Annotated in this window: 26 protein-coding genes; 11 read left to right on the forward strand and 15 right to left on the reverse strand. The window is 62.7% G+C overall.

Going from position 1 to position 24,117, the window contains the following annotated elements; translation table 11 throughout:
* Positions 1 to 11: 11 nt before the first annotated feature.
* A complete protein-coding gene (locus tag LJF34_RS12145) occupies positions 12 to 1,223 on the reverse strand; it encodes a PQQ-binding-like beta-propeller repeat protein (RefSeq protein ID WP_231185277.1) in 1,212 nt (403 codons plus the stop codon).
* Positions 1,224 to 1,340: 117 nt separating this feature from the next.
* On the opposite strand from LJF34_RS12145, the gene LJF34_RS12150 reads away from it, so the two are divergent.
* On the forward strand, positions 1,341 to 2,594 hold the full coding sequence (locus LJF34_RS12150) for a tRNA (N(6)-L-threonylcarbamoyladenosine(37)-C(2))-methylthiotransferase (RefSeq protein ID WP_231185278.1): 1,254 nt from the start codon (positions 1,341 to 1,343) through the stop codon (positions 2,592 to 2,594).
* Between the two features lie 528 nt (positions 2,595 to 3,122).
* The gene (locus LJF34_RS12155; RefSeq protein WP_231185279.1) at positions 3,123 to 4,085 is read left to right on the forward strand and encodes a hypothetical protein; all 963 of its coding nucleotides are present in this window, start codon (positions 3,123 to 3,125) and stop codon (positions 4,083 to 4,085) included.
* Positions 4,086 to 4,152: 67 nt separating this feature from the next.
* On the opposite strand, the gene LJF34_RS12160 is transcribed toward LJF34_RS12155, so the two are convergent.
* The 3 genes from LJF34_RS12160 to LJF34_RS12170 form a co-directional block, all read right to left on the reverse strand.
* The gene (locus LJF34_RS12160) at positions 4,153 to 4,617 is read right to left on the reverse strand and encodes a plastocyanin/azurin family copper-binding protein (RefSeq protein ID WP_231185280.1); all 465 of its coding nucleotides are present in this window, start codon (positions 4,615 to 4,617) and stop codon (positions 4,153 to 4,155) included.
* An 83-nt stretch (positions 4,618 to 4,700) separates the two neighbouring features.
* A complete protein-coding gene (locus tag LJF34_RS12165; protein WP_231185281.1) occupies positions 4,701 to 5,654 on the reverse strand; it encodes a cation diffusion facilitator family transporter in 954 nt (317 codons plus the stop codon).
* A gap of 55 nt (positions 5,655 to 5,709) precedes the next feature.
* Entirely contained in the window at positions 5,710 to 6,246 is a 537-nt protein-coding gene (locus tag LJF34_RS12170; protein ID WP_231185282.1) for an HIT domain-containing protein, read from the reverse strand.
* A 51-nt stretch (positions 6,247 to 6,297) separates the two neighbouring features.
* Here LJF34_RS12170 and LJF34_RS28960 point away from each other — a divergent pair, with 51 nt between their 5' ends.
* From LJF34_RS28960 to LJF34_RS12185, 4 genes are all read left to right on the forward strand, one after another.
* Positions 6,298 to 6,423 (forward strand): hypothetical protein, encoded by a 126-nt coding sequence (locus LJF34_RS28960; RefSeq protein WP_255666007.1) that lies wholly within the window; start codon positions 6,298 to 6,300, stop codon positions 6,421 to 6,423.
* Positions 6,424 to 6,502: 79 nt separating this feature from the next.
* Positions 6,503 to 7,180, forward strand: coding sequence for a TrkA family potassium uptake protein (locus LJF34_RS12175; protein WP_231185283.1), 678 nt, complete (start codon positions 6,503 to 6,505; stop codon positions 7,178 to 7,180).
* 1 nt (position 7,181) lies between these two features.
* The gene (locus LJF34_RS12180; protein ID WP_231185284.1) at positions 7,182 to 8,855 is read left to right on the forward strand and encodes a potassium transporter TrkG; all 1,674 of its coding nucleotides are present in this window, start codon (positions 7,182 to 7,184) and stop codon (positions 8,853 to 8,855) included.
* A 205-nt stretch (positions 8,856 to 9,060) separates the two neighbouring features.
* Positions 9,061 to 9,261 carry a hypothetical protein gene (locus LJF34_RS12185; protein ID WP_231185285.1) on the forward strand — a complete coding sequence of 67 codons (201 nt, stop codon included), beginning with the start codon at positions 9,061 to 9,063 and terminating at the stop codon, positions 9,259 to 9,261.
* Between the two features lie 95 nt (positions 9,262 to 9,356).
* On the opposite strand, the gene map is transcribed toward LJF34_RS12185, so the two are convergent.
* Positions 9,357 to 10,253, reverse strand: coding sequence for a type II methionyl aminopeptidase (map, locus tag LJF34_RS12190; protein WP_231185286.1), 897 nt, complete (start codon positions 10,251 to 10,253; stop codon positions 9,357 to 9,359).
* 65 nt (positions 10,254 to 10,318) lie between these two features.
* On the reverse strand, positions 10,319 to 11,203 hold the full coding sequence (locus tag LJF34_RS12195; RefSeq protein ID WP_231185287.1) for an isoaspartyl peptidase/L-asparaginase family protein: 885 nt from the start codon (positions 11,201 to 11,203) through the stop codon (positions 10,319 to 10,321).
* A 275-nt stretch (positions 11,204 to 11,478) separates the two neighbouring features.
* Between LJF34_RS12195 and icd the strand changes: the two genes are divergently transcribed.
* On the forward strand, positions 11,479 to 12,744 hold the full coding sequence (icd, locus tag LJF34_RS12200) for an isocitrate dehydrogenase (NADP(+)) (RefSeq protein ID WP_231185288.1): 1,266 nt from the start codon (positions 11,479 to 11,481) through the stop codon (positions 12,742 to 12,744).
* 199 nt (positions 12,745 to 12,943) lie between these two features.
* Here the strand turns inward: icd and LJF34_RS12205 are convergent, their stop codons facing one another.
* From LJF34_RS12205 to LJF34_RS12225, 5 genes are all read right to left on the reverse strand, one after another.
* Entirely contained in the window at positions 12,944 to 13,411 is a 468-nt protein-coding gene (locus tag LJF34_RS12205; RefSeq protein WP_231185289.1) for a hypothetical protein, read from the reverse strand.
* Positions 13,412 to 13,474: 63 nt separating this feature from the next.
* On the reverse strand, positions 13,475 to 13,738 hold the full coding sequence (locus tag LJF34_RS12210; RefSeq protein ID WP_231185290.1) for a lipoyl domain-containing protein: 264 nt from the start codon (positions 13,736 to 13,738) through the stop codon (positions 13,475 to 13,477).
* Positions 13,731 to 14,750: an alpha-ketoacid dehydrogenase subunit beta gene (locus LJF34_RS12215; protein ID WP_231185291.1), complete on the reverse strand. Its 1,020-nt coding sequence runs from the start codon at positions 14,748 to 14,750 to the stop codon at positions 13,731 to 13,733. Before LJF34_RS12215 ends, LJF34_RS12210 begins: the two co-directional genes overlap by 8 nt.
* Positions 14,750 to 15,772 carry a thiamine pyrophosphate-dependent dehydrogenase E1 component subunit alpha gene (locus LJF34_RS12220; protein ID WP_231185292.1) on the reverse strand — a complete coding sequence of 341 codons (1,023 nt, stop codon included), beginning with the start codon at positions 15,770 to 15,772 and terminating at the stop codon, positions 14,750 to 14,752. Before LJF34_RS12220 ends, LJF34_RS12215 begins: the two co-directional genes overlap by 1 nt.
* A 68-nt stretch (positions 15,773 to 15,840) precedes the next feature.
* On the reverse strand, positions 15,841 to 16,176 hold the full coding sequence (locus tag LJF34_RS12225) for a cupin domain-containing protein (RefSeq protein ID WP_231185293.1): 336 nt from the start codon (positions 16,174 to 16,176) through the stop codon (positions 15,841 to 15,843).
* A gap of 188 nt (positions 16,177 to 16,364) precedes the next feature.
* Here LJF34_RS12225 and tgtA point away from each other — a divergent pair, with 188 nt between their 5' ends.
* From tgtA to LJF34_RS12245, 4 genes are all read left to right on the forward strand, one after another.
* The gene (gene tgtA / locus LJF34_RS12230) at positions 16,365 to 17,837 is read left to right on the forward strand and encodes a tRNA guanosine(15) transglycosylase TgtA (RefSeq protein WP_231185294.1); all 1,473 of its coding nucleotides are present in this window, start codon (positions 16,365 to 16,367) and stop codon (positions 17,835 to 17,837) included.
* Positions 17,838 to 18,337: 500 nt separating this feature from the next.
* A complete protein-coding gene (locus LJF34_RS12235; RefSeq protein WP_231185295.1) occupies positions 18,338 to 18,763 on the forward strand; it encodes an SPW repeat protein in 426 nt (141 codons plus the stop codon).
* Positions 18,764 to 18,886: 123 nt separating this feature from the next.
* The gene (arcS, locus tag LJF34_RS12240) at positions 18,887 to 20,638 is read left to right on the forward strand and encodes an archaeosine synthase subunit alpha (RefSeq protein ID WP_231185296.1); all 1,752 of its coding nucleotides are present in this window, start codon (positions 18,887 to 18,889) and stop codon (positions 20,636 to 20,638) included.
* A gap of 84 nt (positions 20,639 to 20,722) precedes the next feature.
* The gene (locus LJF34_RS12245) at positions 20,723 to 21,526 is read left to right on the forward strand and encodes a GNAT family N-acetyltransferase (protein ID WP_231185297.1); all 804 of its coding nucleotides are present in this window, start codon (positions 20,723 to 20,725) and stop codon (positions 21,524 to 21,526) included.
* A gap of 185 nt (positions 21,527 to 21,711) precedes the next feature.
* Here the strand turns inward: LJF34_RS12245 and LJF34_RS28965 are convergent, their stop codons facing one another.
* The 4 genes from LJF34_RS28965 to LJF34_RS12260 form a co-directional block, all read right to left on the reverse strand.
* Positions 21,712 to 21,834: a hypothetical protein gene (locus tag LJF34_RS28965; RefSeq protein WP_255666008.1), complete on the reverse strand. Its 123-nt coding sequence runs from the start codon at positions 21,832 to 21,834 to the stop codon at positions 21,712 to 21,714.
* 90 nt (positions 21,835 to 21,924) lie between these two features.
* The gene (locus LJF34_RS12250; protein WP_231185298.1) at positions 21,925 to 22,995 is read right to left on the reverse strand and encodes an archaeosine biosynthesis radical SAM protein RaSEA; all 1,071 of its coding nucleotides are present in this window, start codon (positions 22,993 to 22,995) and stop codon (positions 21,925 to 21,927) included.
* 15 nt (positions 22,996 to 23,010) lie between these two features.
* Positions 23,011 to 23,430 (reverse strand): VanZ family protein, encoded by a 420-nt coding sequence (locus LJF34_RS12255; RefSeq protein ID WP_231185299.1) that lies wholly within the window; start codon positions 23,428 to 23,430, stop codon positions 23,011 to 23,013.
* A gap of 159 nt (positions 23,431 to 23,589) precedes the next feature.
* The gene (locus tag LJF34_RS12260; protein ID WP_231185300.1) at positions 23,590 to 24,042 is read right to left on the reverse strand and encodes a hypothetical protein; all 453 of its coding nucleotides are present in this window, start codon (positions 24,040 to 24,042) and stop codon (positions 23,590 to 23,592) included.
* Positions 24,043 to 24,117 lie beyond the last annotated feature (75 nt).

Below are 24,117 nucleotides of genomic sequence, written 5' to 3' on the forward strand. Positions count from 1 at the left end.
CCGCCGGGCACTCAGTCCTCTCGGAGTGCGTACAGCATCGGCGCGTCTTCGCCCGGATCGGTGGCGGCGAACAGCGTCCCGTCCGCGACGGCGAACGCGTCCCGAACCGGGCCGTCGAGACGGAGTTTCCACCGCTTCGCGCCGAATCGGGTGTCACCGACGCCCGACCCGCCGCTCGTTTTGATGCCGTACATCGTCCCGCTTCCGTCGCCGACGTACACGGTATCGCCCGCAACCGCCGGTGAACACGTGCTGACCTCGGAAAGCCCGAACGACCACCGTGACTCGCCGGAGTTGGCGTTGACGGCGTGGAGTTCGTCGCCGGTAACACCGAAAACCGTCCCGTCGGCGATGGCGAGATGCATGGAGACGTTACCGCCGCGTTCCGTCTTCCACCTCGTGCCGCCCGCTCCCGCGTTGGTGTCGAGACAAAACACCTGTCCCTTGAAACCGGGGACGTACAGCGACTGTTGGATGACTGTCGGTGCGGCGGTAATGACACTTGGGAGTTTCCGCCGCCACATCTTTCCAGCACCATTTAAAATAGAAAAGGAGTACACCTCCCCCCAGTACGTCACGGCGAACAACAGTTGGTCGTGGGCCAACGCCAACGGTGCCTCGATTTCCCCGTACACCTGCTCCTTCCAGCGTTCTTCGTTGGTCTCTAAATCGAAGCAGTGAATCCAACCTTCGTCCCCGGCGGCGAACAACGACTCGCCGTCGGAGTCGAGTCGAGGGGCGGCCGAACCGCTCCCATTCGTCTCGAACCGTCTTCGTTTCGCTCCGGTCTTCAGGTCCAAGGCCGTTATCTCCCCTGAACAAGTCACGTAGACAGTTCCGTCCTTCACGGTCGGTTCCGCCCAGACGTTGTCATCGTCCGGCGGTCGGTACTCCCACAGCTGTTTTCCGTCCTTCGCATCATGGCACGCCAGCCGGTCGGAATTGGGAATCAAAACGTGATTTCCGGCGACGACCGGCGGACCCATCCGCTGGCCGACCCGCGTCTTCCACGCCACTTTCGGTGTCGAACGCGGGCCGCGGCCGTTCGGGTTGTATCCCGTGTTTCGCCCGTCGTGTCCAGCAGTCGGCCAGTCGGTCCGGTCCCCGGCGGCGTAGGCCGCGTCATCCGACCGAGATTCGGTGGACGTACAGCCAGCAGTGGCGGAGATGGTCGCTGCCACACCGAGAGCGGAGAGAAATTCCCGTCGTGATGGAGAGCGCATTACGAATCTTTTTTGATAGGAAATAATAAGTTTTCTCCTCGTCGAACCGTGTACTCATCCCACGGTTTGACCCGCAATCGTCGCCCTTTTGCTCGCGTAGCCGAAATCGAGGAGTGAATGGCCCGGTATCACATCGAAACGTACGGCTGTACCTCGAACCGCGGCGAGAGTCGCCAGATAGAGTCCGCGCTGCGCGACGCTGGCCACTACCGCGTCGAGGGTCCCGAACAGGCCGACGTTGCGATAATGAACACATGTACTGTCGTGGAGAAGACGGAGCGGAACATGGTTCGCCGGGCGAAAGAACTGCAATCGGAGACGGCGGACCTCATCATCACCGGGTGTATGGCGCTGGCGCAGGGCGACGAGTTCCGAACCGAGGACGTGAACGCCCAGATCATGCACTGGGACGACGTGCCGACGGCGGTCACGAACGGCGAGTGTCCGACCCCCGGCCCCGGCGTCGAACCCGTGTTGGACGGCGTGGTCGGCATCCTGCCCATCGCGCGAGGCTGTATGTCCGATTGCTCGTACTGCATCACGAAGCACGCGACGGGGAAGATCGACTCGCCGTCCGTCGAGGAGAACGTCGAGAAGGCCCGCGCGCTCGTCCACACGGGCGCGAAGGAACTCAGGATTACCGGGCAGGACACCGGCGTCTACGGCTGGGACCGCGGCGAGCGGAAACTGCACGTCCTGTTGGACCGCATCTGCAACGAAATCGAGGGCGACTTTCGGGTCCGCGTCGGCATGGCGAACCCGAAGGGCGTTCACGGCATCCGCGAGGAACTCGCGCAAGTCTTTGCTGAAAACGAAAAACTGTACAACTTCATCCACGCGCCGGTCCAGTCCGGGTCGAACGACGTCCTCGGCGACATGCGCCGCCAGCATCAGGTCGAGGAGTACGTGGAAATCGTGGAGACGTTCGACGAGTATCTCGACTACTGGACGCTCTCGACGGACTTCATCGTCGGTTTCCCGACCGAAACCGATGCGGACCACGAACAGAGCATGGCACTCCTCCGGGAAACGCGCCCCGAAAAGCTCAACGTCACCCGCTTCTCCAAGCGCCCGAACACCGACGCCGCGAAGATGAAGGGCCTCGGCGGCACCAAAAAGAAGGAGCGCTCGAAGGCCATGTCCGAACTCAAGATGGACATCGTCGGCGCGGCCTACGGCGATATGGTCGGCACCGAAAAGCGCGTCATGGTCGTGGAGGAAGGCACCGGCGACTCCGTCAAGTGCCGCGACGAGGCCTACCGCCAAATCATCGTCCAGCACGCCACCGACCACGGCATCGAACCCGGCGACTTCCTCGACGTGGAAGTCACCAGCCACCAGACCGTCTACGCATTCGGAACGCCGGTCTGAGACGGAGAGCCGTTTTGCACCACTTTTCCGAAGTCCGTCGCCGAGAGGGTCCCGTGCGATTCGACTTCTGCCATGGCGCACGCTGGCACAGCCCTGAGGACACCTCGTCCGAGGGGCTGTACCGATAGCGTGCGAGGGATGAGCACCGGAACGAAGTGAGGAGCGCAATCGGTTGGGGAGGGAGTGGCTGATGCGGTGCTGTGCTGTCACGGGTGGATTGAAAGGGGCCGTCCGGTCGCGCTTGCATGGTTACTGTGCGGGCAACTATTCTGGCCGAACGTAGCGGAGAGGCCAGAATATCCCGCACAGCGGCCGCGACTGGACGGGGGCTTTCTGGGACGTTAACTCAGTTGTTGCATTCACAGTGAAGTCAAAACCACTGCCTAGCGAGCGGGTGGGGACTTTCGAGGATACCCCATCTCCACCGAAACCATCAGCAACGGACTCACCAGAACGGAACCGAAGGATGCGGTTTCGGGATAGTCACAGACAGAAAACATATATCCAGTTACGTAAAATTCGTGACCGATGCCCTCCAATCGACGTCAACTCCTCGCCGCGGTCGGCGCGCTGTCGGCCGGACTCGCTGGCTGTCTCGGCGGAAATCCGGGCGGAACCGAGGACGAATCTCCTACGCCGACGGACACCAAGACCACATCGACCGACACCGCGAACGAATCGACGACCGACGACTCCCCACCAGACACGACCACCGCGGAAAGTGCTTCGTTTTCCCTACCGGAGTCGTCGGTGAAGACCCTCGGCGAGGTGCGCGTTGCCGTTGCGAACCCGACCGTCGGGAAGGCGATTACTTACGAATCCATCATGGGTTCGGGCGGTGTGTTGCAGTCGGACGGACGCCAGTTCGCCGTCGCCGAGGTACAGAGCCAGCAGGGAAACGAAGTCGATGCCGAAGGCGACCCGGAGTACGACGCCTTCGAACTCGTCGTGGACGGCGATGCGTATTCGGCGGTCGAAATCGAGAAGCGGACGACGGGTGCGTACACGAGTTCCCTCGCCGAGCGCGGAGACATCCGGTACGGCGACACGTATGCCACGGCCGGGACGGTCGGCTGGGTCGTCTTCGAACCGCCGTCGCCGTTGGACGCGAGCGAGGCCGCGATTCGCTGCCGGTACGGCGGCGAGACCGCCGAGTGGTCCCTGCCCGAGGAAGCGGTCGCGGAACTCGCCCGACCCGCGCCGAGATTCGAACTCGAATCGTTCGACGCGACGGTGGAGGAGTACAGCGTGGACGTCTCGTTCGTGGCGAAGAACGTCTCGGAGAACGACGGGGAGTTCCTCGCGGCGCTGTACTGGCCGACGACCGGCATCGCGGACGACGACGAGTCCACGATACTCAGACGCACTATCGCCGCGGGTGAGAAACTGGAGTGGTCGGGGTCGTTCCCGACGGAGTACACCGACGGCGTGGTGGCGGCCCGTCTCGCCGGGAGCGTCACCGGCGAAATCGAAGTCGATTTGGAGAAATAGGCGGGTCGGAAACGGGAGGCAGACAGGTCGGAAACGGGTGGCCAACGGGTTTCGCCGTCGCTTCAGTTCACTTTTCGGTCCCCTTTTGGGTGGTTTCGCTTCCGCCCTTCCCTTCCGTCCCTTTCGTGACGGTGACGCACCCGACCATGCCCGCCGCTCGGTGGGGGTTGCAGTAGTAGTCGTACGTTCCGGGCACGTCGAAGGTGTAGGTGTAGCGATACCCCTGATTGTAGATTTCAGTGGCCGGGCCGGGCGTCCCGTTCCAGTCCGCATCGGTGGGTTGATTCTCAACGACGATGTTGTGGTTGTTTCCCTTCCACTCCCACGCGACGGTCGTTCCGGCGGTGACTTCGACGTTTTCGGGGTCGAACTTCAGACCGCCGCCCGTACCGACGGCGACGGTGACGTCGGCGGGAGAATCGTCCGAACTCGAACCGCCCTGTCCGCCGGCGAGACACCCGCCGAGCGATGCGCCGACGAGGGTCAAACCGGTCGCTTTCAGCATCCGCCGCCTATCGAGAGGGGTGATCATGGCTGTGTACTCGTCGCTACCGGTTCCCGATAGAAAAGCCCGGCACTCGATTCCCGAACGATGAAAACGAAACGGACGAGTGCCTACTCGGACAACTCCTCCGGACGCTCGGACTCCTCTCGCGACGACGTTTCCGCCAGACGGTCGGCCTCGGCGTCGGGTTTCCACTCGCCGAGTTCCTTCGGGTCGACGTGGATGAAGGCGTCGTCCACCCGCGGGATGTCCTGAATGGAGTGCATGACCTCGGTTTCGATGTCGTGGGCCTCGATGAGCGTCCGGTCGCCCTGGACCTCGATGTGCATGCTCACGTCGATTTCGGGGCCGACGTAATGGGCGACGACGTCGTGAACCCCCTCCACGTCGGGGTGGGAGAGCGCCCGCTGGACGATGCTCGCGCGGAGGTCCTCCGGCGGTGCCCGCCCGACGAGATAGTCCACGTTGTCCCGGACGATTTCCCACCCCGTGTAGAGGATGCCGAACGAAACGACGCCCGCCGCGATCGGGTCGAGGATCGGCAGGCCGATTCGAGCGCCGAGGACGCCGACGAGCGCCGCACCGGCCGTCAGAATGTCGTTTCGGTTGTCCAGCCCCGCCGCGACCAAGGCCGGCGAGTTGACGTCCTCGCCGACCCGCAGGCAGTAGCGGAAGAGGCCGTACTTCACGACTCCCGTCCCGACCAGGACGCCCACCGCGAGGAGACTCGTCGTCGACGCGACGTTCCCGGAGAGAATCGAGGTTCCGGCGCGGAAGAGGACCAATCCGCCCGCCGCGAAGACGCCGAGCGCGACGAACAGCGAGACGAACGGTTCGATTCGCTCGTGGCCGTGCGGGTGGTCGAAGTCCGGCGGTTGCGTCGTCAGATAGAGTCCCGCGAGGACGACGAGGCTGTAAATCGAATCCGCGAGGCTGTTGATGGCCTCGGACCCGACCGCGAGGCTGCCGGTCTGGAACCAGACGGCACCCTTGGCGACCGCTAAGAGGAGGTTCGCCGTGAGGATGATGGCACCCGCGGTACGAATCGCCCCCGTCCGATTCATCGTTCACAGTTGGGTCGCCTGCCGTATGGCTATGTCGGCGGGCGGAAGAATCCGTTCAGTCGTCGAAGGAAACCGCCGACTCGGCGTCCGGAACGGTCGCACCCTCCTGTTCGGCGAACGCGGCGTGGAGTTTCCCGTAGGAGTCCTCCAAGCCCTCCACGATGACCTTCGTGTCGGAGATGACGGGCATGAAGTTCGTATCGCCGCTCCAGCGCGGGACGACGTGCGTGTGGAGATGGTCGATCGAACCGCCGCTCCCCTCGCCGATGTTCAACCCGGCGTTGAACCCGTCCGGCGAAAACGCGACCTCCATCGCGTCGAACGTCCGCTGTTTCAGGCGTGCGTGTCCGAGGAGGGTCCCCTCGTCGAGGTTCGCGTAGTCGCGTTCGTGTTCGTTCGGGATGACCATCACGTGCCCCGGATTGTACGGATAGTTGTTCAGCATGACGAACGCGTGGTCGTTGCGTGCGACGATGAGGTGTTTTCGGTCGTCGTCCCGCTTCGGGAACTCACAGAAGACGCATCCGTCGAAACTCTCGTCGCCGTCGCGTTCGACCCACTCCATCCGCCACGGTGCGAAGACCTGTTGCATACCGGGATGTCACGGGGGAGCGGTTTAGGTTTTCAGACTCGATCGGCGGGTATGAAACGGACGGAAGCGTTCGTCCCCGGAACCACGAATTCGGCGATAAACCGGCGTTACGGCACGTTTAATGCGTCCATAATCGTTTCGAAAGGGAGTCTTACTGCGCCGTTCAGCGCCGAGTGATACCCTGTGACGATGTTTCGTTCGTATGGCCCAACAACAGTATCTTTTCAAGCGATGACTTCGGAGAGGCCCATAACGAATGTACCTCATCATCGTCGGTGCGGGCGACATCGGCTCGCAACTGATCAGCATTGCGACACAGAACAGCAACGACGTGGTGGTTATCGAAAAGGACGCGGAACGGGCCGAACGTGCCTCCATGGAGTTCGACTGCCTCGTTCTCAACAACGACGCGACGATCCTCGACACGCTGGAGGAGGCCGGTGCCGACCGTGCGGACGCACTCATCAGCACGACGGATCAGGACGCGACGAACATCATGGTCAGCCTGCTGGGACAGGAACTCGAAATCCCGTCGCTCGTCTCGGTGGTTCACAACCCCGAACACATGAGCATCTTCCGCCAAATCGGCGTGAACGTCATCGAGAACCCGCAGCGACTCATCGCCGATTACCTCTATCGGGCCGTCAAACGCCCGTCCATCAAGGATTACATGAAAGTCGGCGACAAGGCCGAGGTGTTCGAAATCACCGTCGATTCCTACGCCCCGATTTCGGGTCTCACGCTCTCGACGGCGGCGGACGACGGGTTGTTCGACGAGGGAATGCTCGTCGTCGCCATCGAGCGGGACGACGAAGTGATCACCCCGCGCGGGAACACGGAAATCAAGGGCGGCGACCTCATCACCGTCTTCTCCGAAAAGGGTGCAACGCCGGAGGTGACCGACATCTTCGGTCACTACGAGGACCACGACTGAGATGGTTCGACGGAAAACGGTCGCCGGAGTTCCAGCACACCTCGCGACCATCCTGCGGGACGTGGGTGCGCTCGTGCTGATACAGGCGGCGATGATGACGTTCACCGTTCTGCTCGCGTTGGCGTTCCGGGAGTGGTACGCGGCACTCGCGTTTCTCCTCGCCGCGGGAACCACGGCCGGTGTCGGCGGTGCGGCGCGGAAACTCTTCGCGGACGCACCCGACCCGGTGATGAAGCACGGCATGGTCATCGCCGCCGGTGGCTGGTTCGCCACCGCGATTTTCGGGTCCATACCCCTGTTCCTCACGGCGCATCTGACCCCGGTTTCGGTGATGAACACCTACGTTCCGACCGGAGCGGAGTACACACCCATCGGGGTCGGCGGGGCGACGACGATGTCCAGTCTCGCGTACTTCCAGAACCCGCTTCACGCCGTCTTCGAGAGCATGTCGGGATGGACCGGAAGCGGGTTGACGATGGCGGTTCACGAACCGACGCTTCCGCGCGCGGTCCAGTGGTGGCGCTCGCTCATTCAATGGGTCGGCGGCGTGGGTGTCATCGTCCTCACGACGGCGATTCTCGCTCGGCCGGGAAGCGGAAGTTACGCGCTCTACCGGGCCGAAGCGCGGGAAGAGCGAATTCACCCGAGCATCATTCACACCGTCCAGACGGTGTGGCGTATCTTCCTCCTCTACACGGTGATTTCCGTGGCCGCGCTGTTCCTCGCCATCGTCGTCGCCAAGCCGCATCTGCCCCTGTTCGAAGCGTTTTGGCAGGCGCTCAATCAAGCGATGACGGGGCTTTCGACCGGTGGGTTCAGCGTCACGGACAACTCCATCCAGTCCTATAATTCGCCGCTGGTCGAGGCCGTGCTTCTCCCGATAATGACGCTCGGAGCCATCGCGTTTCCGATTCACTACGTCATGCTCCACGATAGGGACGCGAAACCCCTGGTTTCCGACACGCAGACGCGCTGGCTCTTCATCATCTTCGGGGTGGGTATCGTCCTCCTCTCGATACAGAATATCGTCTCGCTTCCCTCCGCCAGCGCCGCCTTCCACCCCATCGGGTGGGCCGGACTCGAAGACATCGGACTGTCGCCGACGGCGGCCGACGCGGCACGGGACTCCACGTTCCAGTTCGTGAGCGCCCTGACGTGTACGGGCTTTCAGTCGTCCAACATCGGCGACTGGGGTCCGGGCGGAAAACTCATCGTCAGTGGCGCGATGGTGCTCGGCGGTGCCGCCGGGAGTACCGTCGGCGGCATCAAAATCATCCGCGGGTACATGATAAGCAAGGGAATCCAGTGGGAGTTCACGCGGGTGTTCCTCCCCTCCTCCGCGGTCATCAACACGCGAATCGGCGACCGGGTGCTCAAACGCGACCAGATGTTCGAGGAGTTCAGCGAGGCGGCCATCGTGAGCATGCTGTGGATAATCCTGCTTATCTCCGGGAGTGTCCTCCTCGTCAACGTGTCGCCGGGATTCAGTTACGCGGACGCCCTGTTCGAAGTGGCGAGCGCACAAGGAAACGTGGGCCTTTCGACCGGCATCGTCAAGCCGACCATGTCCACGTTCGGTGAGGGAATGCTCATTTTGAACATGTGGGTCGGCCGCCTCGAAATAATTCCCGTACTCGTATTCATTCGGTCGGCATTGCTCGGTCTAAACCCCTGAACGAGTATATAAATAATTCGGCTGTTGTAGAGCGTTTCGCCCTCATTAACGATTCAGAGGCGTCTATAAACGAAATGGGACACTCAGAAGGCCCCAAATGGGTAAATCGCAAGACTGCGGTCGAATAAACGGTTCGAACTCCCCCCAACAGAGAGGGGTTTTTATGCTCGTGTCAACGGTTGTACGAACTGAACAGGAAGTCACTATGGCAACAAAAAATCAGGGGTTCTCGGCGATGGTGGAACTGTGCGACGAATGCGGCCGCGAAACGTCACACGAGGTCTTCGTCGAGATACGGACGGAGAGCAAAAAGCGCGAAAACGCCGAGTTTTCGCGGGAACCGTACCGCATTACGCGATGTGAGTCGTGCGGCGAAGAGAAGAGCCAACGGATGAACAACGCGTGACGACGCGTCGTACACACGCTACCTAGTACCGATTCTCGTTCTCCCGGTTCGCCGTCGACGAACGCATCAGTAGAAGAAGACTCAGCGATAGCTGATTATTCGGTGAAGACTTCACAGCCGTCTTCGGTGACGATGATGGAGTGTTCCTTCTGGCTGACCAGACGACCGTCTTCCTCCTTGAGTACCGGGTAGCCGTGAACGATGTCGTTCATCTTCAGGCGGCGGAGTGCCATCTGTGGCCGGGACACGTCCAGCCATCGGGTCGCGAAGGGGAGCGTTCGGAACTCCTCCGTTATCTGTGAGAGCGCTTGACGGGCGCTTCGGTCGCGAACCGAGGATTCGCGTTCGAGGGCGAAGATCTCCTCTTCGGCACCCTCGCCGACCTTTCCGGTCCCGTCCGTGGCGAACGGTTCGATTGCGACCACGTCGCCGACTTGCAGTTCGACGCCGCGTTCGACGTCGAGGTTCGGGATGTTCGGCTCCGTGTGCTGTTCGTAGTGGGCGAGGCCGTGCCCCGAGAGGTTGACGACCGGGTTGTAGCCGTAGCCCTCGATGACGGATTCGATTTCCGCACCGATTTCGCCCGTCTCGACGCCGGGTCCGGCGACTTCGAGCGCCGCATCGAGCGCTTCGGCGCTCGCGTCGGCGAGGTCGTCGTGACCGGAGAGGTCCACGGTGATGGCGGTGTCGGCGAGCCATCCGTCCACGTGTACCCCGATGTCGAGGTTCACCATCTCCTCGCCGAACGTGGTCTCGTCGTCGATGGCCGGCGTCGCGTGGGCGGCCTCCTCGTCGATGCTGATGTTCACGGGGAACGCGGGTTTCCCGCCGAGTTCGCGGATTCGATCCTCCGCGAACTCCGCGACTTCGAGGTGGGTCACGCCGACGGCGACTTTTTCGGCGGCTTCCGCTCGCACCTGTGCGAGGATCTCACCGGCCTCTCGATGCTTTTCGTACTTTTCTGCCGAGAGGTCTACGTCCTGCTCGCTCATGGCTCGTCTTTCGCCCGAACGCCGGAAAGAGTTTGCGTTACGACGAAATCGAACGACGAGCCGAACTACCTGCTGACGCTCGTCTGCATCGCGTCGGTGTTGAACGCGCTCCCGGTGTCCCCGTTCCTGTCGAGGACGATGACGCCCGCCTCCGACCCGGTGAGTTCCGCGAACTCCTCGATGGCCCGGTCCGCCGCCTCCCCCGCGTCGTATCCCGATTCGAGGTGACGAACCGCTCGCCGGGTCAGGGTCGATTTGGCGATGTCCTCGCCGGCACCGGTCGAACTCGCCGCACCCGCCGGGGCCGCGTAGAAGCCGCTCCCGATTTGCGGGACGTCGCCGACCCGCCCGGCGAGCGCGAGCCATCTCCCGCCGGTCGACGTCGCCGCCGCGAAGTCCGTGCCGTCGTACGCCACCGCACCGACCGTGTCGTGGTCTCGCGGGTCGCCCCCGCTCGACTCCTCCGTTCTCCCCCCGAACTTCTCGCGGAGCAAATCGAGGTGCTGGCTCGGCGACCCCTCGGGCGTGTCGTCCTCCGCCCACCGTTCTCGGCTCTTTTCCGTCCAGAGGTCGATGTCCGTTTCGACGCCGAAATCCGCCGCGAGGGAGACGGCGTGTTCGCCGCTGACGAGGACGTGCGGCGTCTCCTCCATCACGACTCGGGCGGCGCTGACGGCGTGTTCGACGCCGGGCATCGAACAGGCCGCACCCGCGTCCCGGTCGCTCGTCATGATTCCCGCGTCGGTTCGGATGTTCCCGTCGCTCTGGACCGCGCCGCCGACGCCCGCGTTGAATCGAGGGGAGGATTCGAGGACGTGAACCGCCGCCTCGACGGCGTCGACGACCGTTTCCTGTTCGCTCCCCGTGGCGGCCGCCTCGTCGAGGACGCCCTGTCGGGGGGTCGGTTCGTCCGGTTCGCCGCCAGCACCGCCGTGGACGATGACGTTCATGCCCACCCTCTCGCGTGTGACGGCATAAAATCACGTCAAACGGCAGTCCAGGACGAACTCGCGGAGGTGACAGCGTAGAATATAACTGAAACCGAACGAAACCGTCAGTCAGTCGAACGATGCCGATGTATGAGCGGGAATACTCTAACGGCCCGAACGACCACTGTTACCCCCGAACCGTCCCTCGAATCCGCCCCTCTTTAAGGGCGTATAAGGCCCATACTGGGGAGAAACGGCAGGCCTTTTATCCTCCTCCTCCGGATGTTCACACGTTCATGAGCTACGAGTACGACAAGGTAGAAGTACCCGCAGAAGGGGCCCAAATCACGTACGACGAGGAGACAGGCGAACTCGACGTACCTGACAACCCCGTCATTCCGATCATCCACGGGGACGGAATCGGAACGGACGTCGGCCCCGCCGCACAGAAAGTGCTCGACGCCGCTGCGAAAGCGACCGGCCGCGAAATCAACTGGATGCGCGTCTACGCCGGTGCAAGCGCCCGCGAGAAGTACGACGAGAACCTCCCGGACGACACCGTCGAAGCCATCAAGCAGTTCAACATCGCCATCAAAGGCCCGCTCACGACGCCCGTCGGAGCGGGATTCCGCAGCCTGAACGTCGCGCTCCGCAAGACGCTCGACCTCTACGCGAACGTCCGCCCGACCTACCACCTCGACGGCGTTCCGTCGCCCGTCAAACACCCCGAGGCGATGGATATGGTCTTCTTCCGTGAGAACACGGAGGACGTTTACGCCGGTATCGAGTGGGAAGCCGGTACCGACGAAGTCGAGGAAGTCAAAGCGTTCGTCGAGGACGAGATGGGCGAAAACGATGTCATCCACGACGGACCGGTCGGCATCGGCATCAAGCCCATCACGGAGTTCGGCTCGAAGCGTCTCGTCCGCGAGGCGATCGAGTACGCCCTCGAAAACGACCGTGATTCCGTCACGCTCGTCCACAAGGGTAACATCATGAAGTTCACCGAGGGCGCGTTCCGCGACTGGGGCTACGAACTCGCGAAGGACGAGTTCGGCGACGTCACCATCACGGAGGACGAACTGTGGGACGAGTACGACGGCGAACAGCCCGACGACAAACTCGTCGTCAAGGACCGCATCGCGGACAACATGCTCCAGCAGCTTCTGACCCGCACGGACCAGTACGACGTCATCGCCACGATGAACCTGAACGGCGACTACATGTCCGACGCCGCGGGCGCGCAAATCGGTGGCCTCGGCATCGCACCCGGCGCGAACTTCGGCGAACACCGCTGTCTCGCGGAACCGGTCCACGGCTCCGCGCCGAAGTACGCCGGTGAGGACAAAGTCAACCCGACCGCGATGATTCTCTCCGGACGTCTCATGCTCGACTACATGGGCTGGAAGGACGCCAGCGAACTCGTCTACGACGCCGTCGAGGAGACCATCTCCTCCGGCAACGTCACCTACGACCTCGAACGCCAGATCGAAGGCGGCAACAAACTCGCCACCAGCGAGTACGCCGACGCCATCGTCGAGAATATCGAAAAACTCTCGTAGAGAGTTTTTCTGACCTTCGCGGCTCCGCCGCGAAGACATCGAAAAGCGGTCTACGACAGCTTTTCGTGCGGCCAGAAATCGAAGATTTCTGGGAATATAGAGAAACTTTCGTAGAAATATTCTCGCGTGCAAACAACCCACCTCGCTATATTTTTACTTTTGGACTCGCCAGAGTCGTAATCAAACTAGAAAATCATCGCTACTCGCTCTCGTTCATCGTCCGGACTCCCTCGCACGGGAGCGTGCCGGTCGTCTGCCAGATATCGACGAACGGACTTCCGTTCTTGGAACCGACCGATAGCAGGAATCCGTAACACGTGGTGTTCGGTTGGTCGAAGTCGAACTGCTCCCAATCGGATTTTGGCTGGTCTTCGACGCGAACGTGGAGCGCGTGCCCGTCCGGTTCCGTCGGATATTCCTCGAAACGGGCGAATCCCGGACCGGATTCGTCGGCCGCGGGAATCTCTTTCGAGACCCAATAGACGGGATTTCCGTCGTCGAGAAAGAGGGCGTGGAGAGTGTGCGGTCGGCGGTCGTGATTGACGGCCTCCAGTTTTCCCAGAAGCGGGGTCGGCGACTGCTCCCCGAACGCGGAACACCCAGCGAGTCCAGCGGTGAACGCCGCCCCGCCGAGTTGGAGGGTTTTCCGACGTGTCAGTCGAGACATGTCGATATAGAGATAGAGCGGTGATAAAATCGTTCTGAAGAACGGACCGAAACCGGCGACGCGTTATGCGGGCCGAATCCGCGCCAACGCGTCGCCGCGTTCGAACTCCGCGTTCTCCCCGACTAGTCGTTCGACCAGTTCGCCCGTCACCGGGGCGGGCACGTCCACACTCACCTTCTCGATCTGGATCTCGGCGATGGTGTCGCCCTCCTCGACGTCGGTTCCCTCGCTGACGAACCAGTTCGCGACGATGGCCTCCTCGACGTCCCGTGCGTCCTCGGGCCAGACCGCAGCCGAATCGACCGCGACGAGGTCGTCCTCACTCATCGTTGATGGATCGGACGGCCTCGATGATGTCGTCGGTTCCGGGGTTGACCTCCTGTTCCAGCGGGCGGGCGTACGGAATCGGCGTGTCCGGCATGGTCACACGCTCGACCGCGGTGAGATCGGAGAGTCCGTTCTCCGCCGCGCGTGCGATGATTTCCCCGGACACGCCGAACGAGCGGTAGTCTTCGTCCACGACGACGAGTCGGCCGGTCTTCGACACCGACTCGACTATCGTCTCGGTGTCCAACGGCACCAACGAGCGGAGGTCGATGACTTCGACGTCCACCTCGTCCGCGAGTTCCTCGGCGGCCTCGATGGCGCGGTGAACGTGCAGGCCGAGCGTGACGACGGTCACGTCGTCGCCTTCGCGCTTCACGTCCGCCTCGCCGAACTCGACGGTGTAATCCTCGTCCGGAACCGGTGTTTTCGGTCCTCCGGGAGCGGGCATCCAGCCGATACCCATCAGGCGCTTGTGGAACATGAAGACGACCGGGTCGTCGTCGCGGATGGCCGCGTGCATCAGTCCCTTGGCGTCGTAGGCGGTGGACGGCACGACGACCTTCATGCCCGGAAGGTGAGCGAACGTACCGTACAGCGTCTGGGAGTGCTGGGCGGCGTCGTTGTACGTGCCGCCGACGGCCGTCATCAACACCATCGGGACGCTCACGCTCCCGCCGCTCATGTAGGTGTTCTTCGCCATCTGGTTGTAGATCTGGTCCATGGCGACGCCGAAGAAATCGACGAACATCAGTTCGGCAATCGGGCGCATGCCGGATTGGGCCGCGCCGACCGCCGCGCCGATGAAGGCGGTTTCGCTGATGGGTACGTCCATGATTCGGTCGTGACCGAACTCGTCGAGAAGCCCCTGCGTGCTGTCGAAGATGCCGCCGTAGTCGGCGATATCCTCGCCCATGACGAACACGTCGTCGCTCTCGCGCATCTCGTGTGCGATGGCGTCCACCATCGCCCGACTCATCGTCAGTTCTCGTCCCTCCCCTGCCGTTTCCGACATCACTCACCACCTCGCAGGGTTTCCGCGTAGCCGTCCGGTGGATTCGTGAACACGTTCTCGTAGGCTTCCCCCGGGTCCGGTTCGGGTTGCTCTTTGGCCCACTCGATGGCGTCCTCGACGCGTTCTTTCGCTCGCGAACGGATTTCCTCGACGGTCCCCTCGTCCGCGCCGGTCGAGCGAAGGTCGGCTTCGAGTCGGTCGATGGAATCGAGGTGCTGTGCCCGTTCGGTGTCCGCGTCCGGGCGGTAGGCCTCGGCGTCGCCCATGAAATGACCCATCCGGCGGTGGACCTGCACTTCCAACAGCGTCGGTCCGTTTCCGTCGCGGGCGCGGCCCACCGCTTCGCCCGCCGCCTCGTAGACGGCCGTCGCGTCGTCGTGGTCCACACGGTGGCCCGGCATGTCGAACCCGTCCGCTCGCTGGGCACCGTTTTCCACGTCCGTCACCCGTCCTTTGGGCATGCTGATGGCCCAGTCGTTGTCCTCGACGACGAACACGACCGGCAGGTCGTGGACGCTGGCGAGGTTCAACGATTCGAGGAACCCGCCTTGGTCGATCGCTCCCTCGCCGAGGAACGCCACGGCAACGCTATCCTCGTTTCGCATCTTCGCCGCGAGTCCGGCACCGACCGCGGGGGGACACCCCTCGGCGATGATGCCGCTGGCCGAGAAGTTCACGTCGGGGTCGAAGAGGTGCATGTGTCCTCCTTTTCCACGACACAGACCCGTCTCACGGCCGAATATCTCGGCGGTCATCCGTTTCAAGTCCACGCCCTTCGCGATGGCGACGTGATGGGGCCGGTGCGGTCCCGTCACAGTGTCGTCGTCGCGGAGGTGCTGGCAGACGCCCGCGCCGGACGCCTCGTGTCCCGCGGCGAGGTGTAGTTCGCCCGGAATCGGTCCGGCCGAGATGTCGAACGCCGGTTGCTTCCCTTCGAGATACTCCTCCTGTAGTCGCTCCTCGTAGTGACGCGCCGTCACCATGTTTTCGAGCATCTCCTCCAGTTCGGTAACTCCTATCATGGCACACTACCACACGGAGCTACGACCATCACGATAATAAGTTTAGTTTCGGGGCGGTGCGAACGACCTCACTTCCACGGCACGTCGAGTCGGGGAGGACTGAACACGTCGATGCCGCGAACCGGCGTGTCGGTCCTGTTCTCCGCCGCGTGCGGTTCGTCCCCCGGAATCGCGTACGAGTCCCCCTTCTCGATGACGAACTCCTCTCCGTCGACGACGAACGTCAGCGCGCTGTCATAGATGAACCCCGTCTGTTCGTGTTCGTGGCTGTGTTCCGGCACGGTCGCGCCGGGTTCGATGTGGAAGTGCTGGATGCTCATCCGCTCACCGGCGGCCAGTTGCGCGAGATACACGCCGTCGGTCACTTCGGTCGCTTCGCGGTCCGATAAGGCAATCGAGTCCATGCTACTTCCTCGCATTCGACCCTCCTAAACCTCCGGGAGAGGGTTTAAATACGAGAACGAGGCCAACGCCCGTATGTCGCTTTCCCGAACCGATTCGTCGGCCACCGATCATGTTCGACGTGACGGTCCCCTTCGTCCGAAAATCGAGAGCGGAATTCTTACACCGCCACCGTGGCTACGCGGCGGTAATGGAACGAGACAACTTCGAAATTCGCACCCAAGACGGTGCGGGGCGAATCGGGGAACTCACCGTCCCGCGTGCGGGCGTGACGGTCGAGACCCCGGCATTGCTGCCGGTCGTCAACCCGCATATGCTGACGGTCGAGCCGTCTCGCCTCGAAAGCGAGTTCGGCGCGGACATCCTCATCACCAACTCCTACATTCTCTACAAGAGCGAGGATTTCCGCGACGAAGCGCTCGAAGTGGGTCTGCACGAACTCCTCGACTTCGACGGGGCCATCATGACCGACTCCGGGTCGTTCCAACTCGCCGAGTACGGGGAAATCACCGTGACGACCGAGGAAATCCTTCGGTTCCAACACGATATCGGTTCGGACATCGGAACGCCCGTGGACATTCCGACGCCGCCGGACGTGGACCGCGAACAGGCCGAAGAGGAACTGGCGACGACGCAAGAACGCCTCGAACTCGCGGAGACGGTCGACGTCGGCGATATGCTCGTCAACGCGCCGGTGCAGGGTTCGACGTATCCCGACCTCCGGGAGGAAGCGGGCCACCACGCGGATGGAACGTCGCTCGACGTGTTCCCGGTCGGCGCGGTCGTCCCGCTGATGAACGAGTACCGCTACGGCGACATGGTGGACGTCGTCGCGGGAGCAAAGCGCGGACTGGGTGCGGACGCACCGGTCCACCTGTTCGGCGCGGGTCACCCCATGATGTTCGCGCTGGCGGTCGCCATGGGATGTGACCTGTTCGATTCGGCGGCCTACGCGCTGTACGCCCGCGACGGACGCTACCTGACGGTCCGCGGCACGGAGCAGTTGGACGACCTCGATTACTTCCCGTGTTCGTGTCCGGTTTGTGCGAATCACACGCCCGAGGAGATTCGCAACGAGGGCGAACGGGAACGCGAGCGACTGCTGGCGGAACACAACCTCCACGTCACGTTCGAGGAAATACGGACCATCAAGCAAGCGATTCGGACGGGGAACCTGTTCGAACTGGTCGAAAACCGCGCCCGCGCCCATCCCGCGATGCTCGACGGCTACCGCGCGCTCGGCGACCACGCCGCGCAACTCGAACGAACCGACCCGGCTTCGAAGGGGGCCTTTTTCTACCTCTCGGGCGAGAGCGCCGCGCGACCCGAAGTCGTCCGCCACCACCAGCGACTCTCGCGGTTGAACCCCGAGGGGAGAGTCCTCCTTACCGAGGGCAACCCGAGCAGTCGCTACGACGAATCGTGGAACGTCGTGCCCCCGTTCGGTCCGTTCCCTCGCGCGCTTTCGGAGACGTATCCGCTCACGGCGGAAATCCCCGACCGGATGGACGCCGCGGGATACGAATCGGCCGCTCGCGGCGTGGCGCGGTTAATCGACGAAAACCCGGAAAACGATTTCACGCTCGCACACGAGGGGTGGCCGGAATCGGCGCTAACCATGGTCCCCGAATCGGTTCGAACCGTGGACCTCACGAGCGTCTGAGGTTCGACGTTCGTCGTCGTTCGCTACCGTATAAATTCCATTAACTCGAAAGCGAAAGCATTGGGGCGCTTGCACGTCTTGGTTCGAGCGCCGGGACGGTATGTTCCGGCACTGGACGAGACTATCTAACGTGCCACGGACTCGCTGTGGAGGGCGTGTGCCGGATTTCGTGGCATTCGTGTCGGCCCATCCGAGCCGATGGCGGCGTCAACTCACCCGGCTCGGCGGCCACACGATTGTTCTCTGGGAGGAAGATTGTTCGTGTCTTTGCCAGCGTCGTTGCTTGAAATGGGATTTCGGCGGTAAGTGGATCGTCCCATCGTGTGCGACGATACGGACGTTTCTCAGTTAGGATGATTCCGCCGAAAATAGGGTTTCTGAACGTTGTATCGGGTGGTTATGACTCGTAAAAGCGGCCTGCTATGGAAACCAAAATTCCCCTTCAGCGCAAGCCTCTAACTATCGGTGCCGGGGCGATCCCGGTGTGAGGTGACTACAATATGAGTTCAAACACTCAATCGGCGCCCTCTCGATGGGCATCAGGAGCGAACGTACTGCTCGGGTTGTGGCTGTTCTTTATCCCGACATTCGTTTGGTCGGCCAACGGATGGGCCTTCTGGAACGACATCATCGTCGGGGCAGCCATCACCATCCTCGGAGCGTTCAGCGCGTACAACGCGATGAACGGCGGGTCGGCACAACAGGGAAGCAGTGGACTCAACACGATACTCGGGTTGTGGATGATCGTCTCCGCGTTCATCTGGGGCACGACCTCGTTGTTGTTCTGGAACGACATCGTCGTCGGCGTCATCGTCGCGATACTCGCCGGGTACGCGACGTTCTCGGCGTCCAGCGGCGAAACCGCCAGCGGAGACACCTCCAGCGCCGAAACGACGACCAACAACCCGACGCCGGGCGATCGCTAAACTCCCGTTTTACCGACTCGACGTCCACCCACGTTTTCGAAATCGGCATCCGGGCGTTTTACGCGACGCTACAACTCACGGAGTTACGCAAGATAGTTCAAGCCGCTTCCCCGAAGAACGGGTATGACCGATTATTTCGAGATTCACGGCCGCGATGGGGCGGCCCGAATCGGGGAACTTCGCCTCTCTACGTCGGTGACGACGCCCGCGCTGGCGGACGAGGTGATTTCCGACGGCGGAAGCCTCTGGTTCAAATCGCGAGAGTTGCCGGAGGGGGACGAGTCGAAACTGACCGTTCTCCCGCATCGAGCGTTCCCGAGCGGCACCGACGACGAAGTGATGGAGTCGTTCGCCGTGGACTATCCGGACGTCGAGTACCCGAGCGCCGCCGTCATCGCGCCCGAGACGGCCGAAGACTACGGCGCTGACACGTACATCCTCTCGGGTGCGCGCGGCGTCGTCGGCCACGGGGCCGGATTCAAGGACGCCATCATCGACACCCGCGAGGCGATTCCCGCGGACAGCGCGCTCATGCTGTCGGGCGTCGCCACGCCGGAAAACGTCGCCACGCTTGCGTACGCCGGAGTGGACCTCGTGGACTCCGATTTGGCCGTCGTCAAAGGAACCCAAGGAAAGTACCTGACGACGGAGGGTCAGCACTATTTGGACGATTTACACGAACTGCCGTGTTCCTGTCCCGCCTGCCAGCGCTCGGTGGACGAGTTCACGCGTGAACACTGCGCCGAACACAACGTCAACGCCCTCCGGGCCGAACTCGGAATCGTCCGCGAACGAATCCGTGCGGGACGACTCCGCGATTACATCGAAGGACAGGCCCGTCACGAACAGTGGCTCACGGCCGCATTCCGGGAGTTCGACCAGCAATGGAGCTACGTCGAGGAGCGAACGCCCGTCATTCGGAACGCGGAACTCGCCGCAGCGACGGCGGACAGCCTTCGCCGGGTGGAGATTCAACGCTTCGCCAACCGGATCACGACGCGCTATCGAAACCGGTTCGACCGCCCGCTGGTGCTCCTGCCGTGTTCGGCGAAAAAGCCGTATAGCGAATCACAGAGTCACGGCCAGTACCACGACGCCATCCAGTTCAAGGCGCACAAGGTGTCGATGACGAGTCCCATCGGCGTCGTCCCGCAGGAACTCGAACTGACCTACCCCGCACAGCATTACGACTCCGTGGTTACGGGACGCTGGAGCGAGGACGAAAAGGAGTTCGTGGCGGAAGTCCTCCGGCGCTATCTGGAGCGAAACGAATACCCGAGAATCATCGCCCACGTTCCCGAAGAAGGCTACCGAGACGTGTGCGAGCGAGTCGAGAACGCCCTTGACGTGGAGTTCGAATATACCGTCGAGGACCATCCGACGACGACGGAATCGCTTTCCAATCTCGCCGGCACCCTGACCGGCGAATCGAAGTACGGCAAGCGTGACCGCCAGCACAACACCGTCCGAGCGATGGCGGACTACCAGTTCGGCGACGGCGCGGGGGACGCCCTTTTCTCCGAACTTAACATCCAGAGTCGCTACCCGAAACTGCGGGTACACGACGACGACGGCGAGCAACTCGCCGCGATGGTTCCCCAGTACGGCACCCTCTCGTTCACGCTCGCAGGTGCCCGACACTGGGTCGAGAGTGACGCACCGGTCAAGCGGGTCGAAATCGACGCGTTCGCGCCGCACGGGAGCGTTCTCGCGCCGGGAGTGGTGGACGCGGACGGCGACATCCGTCCCGGCGACGAAGTCGTCATCGAAGGCCCGAAGGCGTTCGCCATCGGCCGCGCCGAGATGAGCGGCCCGGAGATGGTCGAATCCACTCGCGGCATCGCCACCGAGGTTCGGCACGTCGAGGAAAAATAGATTTATTCGGTCGCGAGTTTATAATCCGAAGCGGGCTTTTTTAGGCGATAAATAATAAATCCCCTCGGAGTGGTACCCATTCCTATGGGAGTGCCCGCCGACCTCGAGTTCGAAGACGCGATTCAGGAACGTATCTACCACCACGTCGAACGGAACGGTTCGGCCACCGTCGAGGAGATTCGTGACGGGGTACGGATCGACTCCCCGTCCGGGTCGAAACCGGCCCGCTCGGGGACGACCGAGCCACAGGTTCGAGTTCCATCCGAGGAGTTCCACGAGTCCGTCGCCGCACTCGTCGATTCGGGACGTCTCGTACAGGACGAAGGTGAACTGCACCTCGCGCTCGACGACGAAGTCGAGACGTACGAGGAGTCGGACCTCTCGTACTCCATCCGACAGGCCCACCAGTTCGATTGGAAGGGCATCGAAACGGCGATTCACGAGGTCGCCGACGAAGGGGCGTCGATTTCCGCACAGCGCGTCGCCGCCGACATCGGGAACGAGGGAGCGCTCCTGCGACACAACGACCGACGCTCGCGGCTGTTTTACGTCGCGACGGTGGACGGCGGCGAGAACGACGACGGAATCGCCGGGTGGGTCCACGTGGACGCGCCGGAACTCGACCAACTGCGCCACACCGCCGAACTGACGGTCGGCGTTCGCGGTCCCTTCCGCGAACACGGCATCGGCGGCCGACTGCTGGAGCGCGCGATGAACTGGGCGCGAGAATCGGGCTACAACAAGGTCTACCAGAGCCTCCCCGCAACCAACGAAACCGCCATCGAATTGCTGGAAGAGTACGGTTGGGAAACCGAGGCCGTCCGCGCGGACCACTACCTCGTCGGCGACGAATTCGTGGACGAGGTCATGATGGCACGAAAGCTCTGAATCGCGACGGCGAGAAGCATCTACACGTCGTCCCGAACATTCACAGTCTACCGGGAAACGAACCGTCCGTTCATCGGCCGTACCCTATCTTCGTCGCCGAGAAACGAGTCGCCATCCGACCGAAGCCAACACCCCGACCACGAAAAGCAGGACGAGCGGCCACATGATGACCGGTCCGGCGTACATCAGCGCCGTACCTCGGTCGGCGAGTCCGTGGCTATCCACTGTGCCGTCCGCTCCGGATGGCGGATCTCCACCCAGCCGTTCGAACAAAACACCGTCTCGTAGGTACCTCCACCCTTCGTCATTCCTTCGGGCTCCCGCCCGTCCCCCCGGACGGTGATTGGCGTGGAGCGTACTTTGTTATCCACGCCGTAGCCCGGGTAAGTTCGCCCTGACTATCGTGCCAGCGGAAGGCTATAGCTCGTTTCCCGCTCCACGACCGCCTCCCACGTGTGCTCACACTCACAGGAGACTTCGGAGAAGACGGAGGGGTCTTGGCGCAGGTCGAAATCCTTGATGGCCTTCTGGACGAGGTCGTCGCACTCGCCGCAGTTGTGCGCGCCACGATCGCTACCGTGTCCGACGGGGTCGGAAACGACGATTGCCGGCGCGTCGGCGGTGTCCTCCAGTACCTCACAGACGCTCCAGAGCCACGGCGGACGGTAGCCGTTGCGGAAGTGAAGTTCGTCGATCATCGTGTAGCGCTGGACGTTGGTCGGGTTCATCGAGACGGTGTGGGCGTACTCGGCGCACTTGCGGATGGACTCCTTCATGTCCTGTACAGCCTCCGCCTCCGAGAGGAATATCGGCTTCATCAGCAGATACGCCTTGACGCCCGCACCGACGGATTCTGCGTTCTCGCTGGCTTGGATGAACTCCTCGAAGTCGAAGTACTTGTTCACGCAGTCGTGACGCACGCGGTCGTTGGCCGTCTCCAGTCCGATGGCGACGTCGGTTTCGAGGCCGACGCCGCGGAAATCCTGCAGTTTCTCCGCCGTGACGAAATCCGGCAGGCTCTCCACGACGATTCGGTCGCGGTCGGCGAACGTCTCCGCGATGGCTCGTCGTGTCTCCGCACCGACTTCGCGCTCGTCCAAGAACGACCCGGACGTGTAGATTTTGATGAGGCCGCTCTTCTCGTCGGCCCCTTCGCGTTCGTGATCGAGACAGACCTCGATCTGGTCCATCAGGGCGTCGTGGCCGACGCTCCCGCCTTCGACGGACTCCGCGACGTAGCCGCACATCGTACAACCACCGGCGCGCGCCCAACGACAGCCGCCAGTGTTGAGGATGATGGTGAGGCTCTGGTAGACGCCGTCGGGCGTGTTGTCCTCGTCCAACCACACTCGCGTCGGTTCGTGCGGGTCGTAGTGTTTCTCCTTTTTCGCGCGAATGTCGCGCATCACGGAGTTGTGGGCGTCCATCCCCTTGCCCCGCTCGTAGCTCTCGGGCGTCGGCGTACTCATTGTCGAAGAAAACGGTTACGAGCGTAAATCGGCTTCGTCTCGGCGGGCGAGGAGCCACCACCCGACCGCACCCACCGCCGCGCCGACAGCGTCCGCGCCGATGTCCAGCGCCGACGTGTGACGGAGCGGCACCGCCAACTGGGCGAACTCCATGGCGATGCCGAACACGATTGCACCGACGAGGGCGAAGAGCAGTACGCGGCCGTATCGGCTACGACCCCGATTTCCGGATGCCGCGATGGCGATGGAAACGGCCAAAACGGCGTACCCCAGCGCGTGATACCACTTGTCCCGGCCAAAGAGGGCGAGCGGCCCCAACCGTTCGACGCCGACGTCGGGCGACGCGAACACCGAAAAGTAGCAGATAACGGCCGCCACGAGGGCGACGACGAGCCACCGTCGTCGCGTGGTCGCTTCGGCACGAACGGAGGTCATTCGTTCGACGGTTGGGTGGAAACCGGTTAAAGCGCGGTGGTTCCCTCCCGTGATAGTTCAGGCGAACGACGACGAACGCACCGCGACTAGGCCACGTTATCGAGCGCCGACGGCACCGTTCGTCCGGGGAGACGTTCCCGCCGCTCGAAGTCGGCCGTTTCACGGGTCGTTCGCGGCCGACCCGACGATGAGGAGCGGACACGTCGTTCCGAACAGGCCGACCACAACCAACCGCAGGACGGTCGGTCCGTCGGGATTCGTCGCCGGTATCGCGGCGAACGCACCGACTCCGAGAATCGCGAGCACGGCCCCGAGGAGGCGGTCGTATCGCCCGTCGTACTCGACGCTTGCGAGCCGAACCCACGGGTTGTCCGCCGGGGCGTCGCTGTACGACCGGCGACGGCGCTCGATGCCGTTCTCGGTCCGCACCGCGTAGAACGCACGACGATACGACACGAGAAGAGCACCGAACAGGCCGCCGGAGAGCAGTCCGACCGCGAGGTCCCCGTCGCCGAAGACGGTTGCAACGACGCCGAGAAAGAGGGAGGGCACAACGAGAAGGAGGCCGGTCTCCAGAATATCGACCTTTGGAGCCCTCGTTTCGGACTGCATCGGTACTCGGGTATCCCTCCGTAACGTGAAAAGGGTTCCGTGGAACGGAACATCGGTTTGGGAAACGACACACGA

It is taken from the genome of Haladaptatus sp. DYF46, from assembly GCF_021083305.1.
GTDB lineage: Archaea > Halobacteriota > Halobacteria > Halobacteriales > Haladaptataceae > Haladaptatus.

Excerpts from the sequence above, each read along its gene's own strand:
- LJF34_RS12145 (WP_231185277.1), bottom strand. The coding sequence starts at position 1,223 with ATGCGCTCTCCATCACGACGGGAATTTCTCTCCGCTCTCGGTGTGGCA.
- LJF34_RS12150 (WP_231185278.1), top strand. The coding sequence starts at position 1,341 with ATGGCCCGGTATCACATCGAAACGTACGGCTGTACCTCGAACCGCGGC.
- LJF34_RS12155 (WP_231185279.1), top strand. The coding sequence starts at position 3,123 with ATGCCCTCCAATCGACGTCAACTCCTCGCCGCGGTCGGCGCGCTGTCG.
- LJF34_RS12160 (WP_231185280.1), bottom strand. The coding sequence starts at position 4,617 with ATGATCACCCCTCTCGATAGGCGGCGGATGCTGAAAGCGACCGGTTTG.
- LJF34_RS12165 (WP_231185281.1), bottom strand. The coding sequence starts at position 5,654 with ATGAATCGGACGGGGGCGATTCGTACCGCGGGTGCCATCATCCTCACG.
- LJF34_RS12170 (WP_231185282.1), bottom strand. The coding sequence starts at position 6,246 with ATGCAACAGGTCTTCGCACCGTGGCGGATGGAGTGGGTCGAACGCGAC.
- LJF34_RS28960 (WP_255666007.1), top strand. The coding sequence starts at position 6,298 with ATGAAACGGACGGAAGCGTTCGTCCCCGGAACCACGAATTCGGCGATA.
- LJF34_RS12175 (WP_231185283.1), top strand. The coding sequence starts at position 6,503 with ATGTACCTCATCATCGTCGGTGCGGGCGACATCGGCTCGCAACTGATC.
- LJF34_RS12180 (WP_231185284.1), top strand. The coding sequence starts at position 7,182 with ATGGTTCGACGGAAAACGGTCGCCGGAGTTCCAGCACACCTCGCGACC.
- LJF34_RS12185 (WP_231185285.1), top strand. The coding sequence starts at position 9,061 with ATGGCAACAAAAAATCAGGGGTTCTCGGCGATGGTGGAACTGTGCGAC.
- map (WP_231185286.1), bottom strand. The coding sequence starts at position 10,253 with ATGAGCGAGCAGGACGTAGACCTCTCGGCAGAAAAGTACGAAAAGCAT.
- LJF34_RS12195 (WP_231185287.1), bottom strand. The coding sequence starts at position 11,203 with ATGAACGTCATCGTCCACGGCGGTGCTGGCGGCGAACCGGACGAACCG.
- icd (WP_231185288.1), top strand. The coding sequence starts at position 11,479 with ATGAGCTACGAGTACGACAAGGTAGAAGTACCCGCAGAAGGGGCCCAA.
- LJF34_RS12205 (WP_231185289.1), bottom strand. The coding sequence starts at position 13,411 with ATGTCTCGACTGACACGTCGGAAAACCCTCCAACTCGGCGGGGCGGCG.
- LJF34_RS12210 (WP_231185290.1), bottom strand. The coding sequence starts at position 13,738 with ATGAGTGAGGACGACCTCGTCGCGGTCGATTCGGCTGCGGTCTGGCCC.
- LJF34_RS12215 (WP_231185291.1), bottom strand. The coding sequence starts at position 14,750 with ATGTCGGAAACGGCAGGGGAGGGACGAGAACTGACGATGAGTCGGGCG.
- LJF34_RS12220 (WP_231185292.1), bottom strand. The coding sequence starts at position 15,772 with ATGATAGGAGTTACCGAACTGGAGGAGATGCTCGAAAACATGGTGACG.
- LJF34_RS12225 (WP_231185293.1), bottom strand. The coding sequence starts at position 16,176 with ATGGACTCGATTGCCTTATCGGACCGCGAAGCGACCGAAGTGACCGAC.
- tgtA (WP_231185294.1), top strand. The coding sequence starts at position 16,365 with ATGGAACGAGACAACTTCGAAATTCGCACCCAAGACGGTGCGGGGCGA.
- LJF34_RS12235 (WP_231185295.1), top strand. The coding sequence starts at position 18,338 with ATGAGTTCAAACACTCAATCGGCGCCCTCTCGATGGGCATCAGGAGCG.
- arcS (WP_231185296.1), top strand. The coding sequence starts at position 18,887 with ATGACCGATTATTTCGAGATTCACGGCCGCGATGGGGCGGCCCGAATC.
- LJF34_RS12245 (WP_231185297.1), top strand. The coding sequence starts at position 20,723 with ATGGGAGTGCCCGCCGACCTCGAGTTCGAAGACGCGATTCAGGAACGT.
- LJF34_RS28965 (WP_255666008.1), bottom strand. The coding sequence starts at position 21,834 with ATGACGAAGGGTGGAGGTACCTACGAGACGGTGTTTTGTTCGAACGGC.
- LJF34_RS12250 (WP_231185298.1), bottom strand. The coding sequence starts at position 22,995 with ATGAGTACGCCGACGCCCGAGAGCTACGAGCGGGGCAAGGGGATGGAC.
- LJF34_RS12255 (WP_231185299.1), bottom strand. The coding sequence starts at position 23,430 with ATGACCTCCGTTCGTGCCGAAGCGACCACGCGACGACGGTGGCTCGTC.
- LJF34_RS12260 (WP_231185300.1), bottom strand. The coding sequence starts at position 24,042 with ATGCAGTCCGAAACGAGGGCTCCAAAGGTCGATATTCTGGAGACCGGC.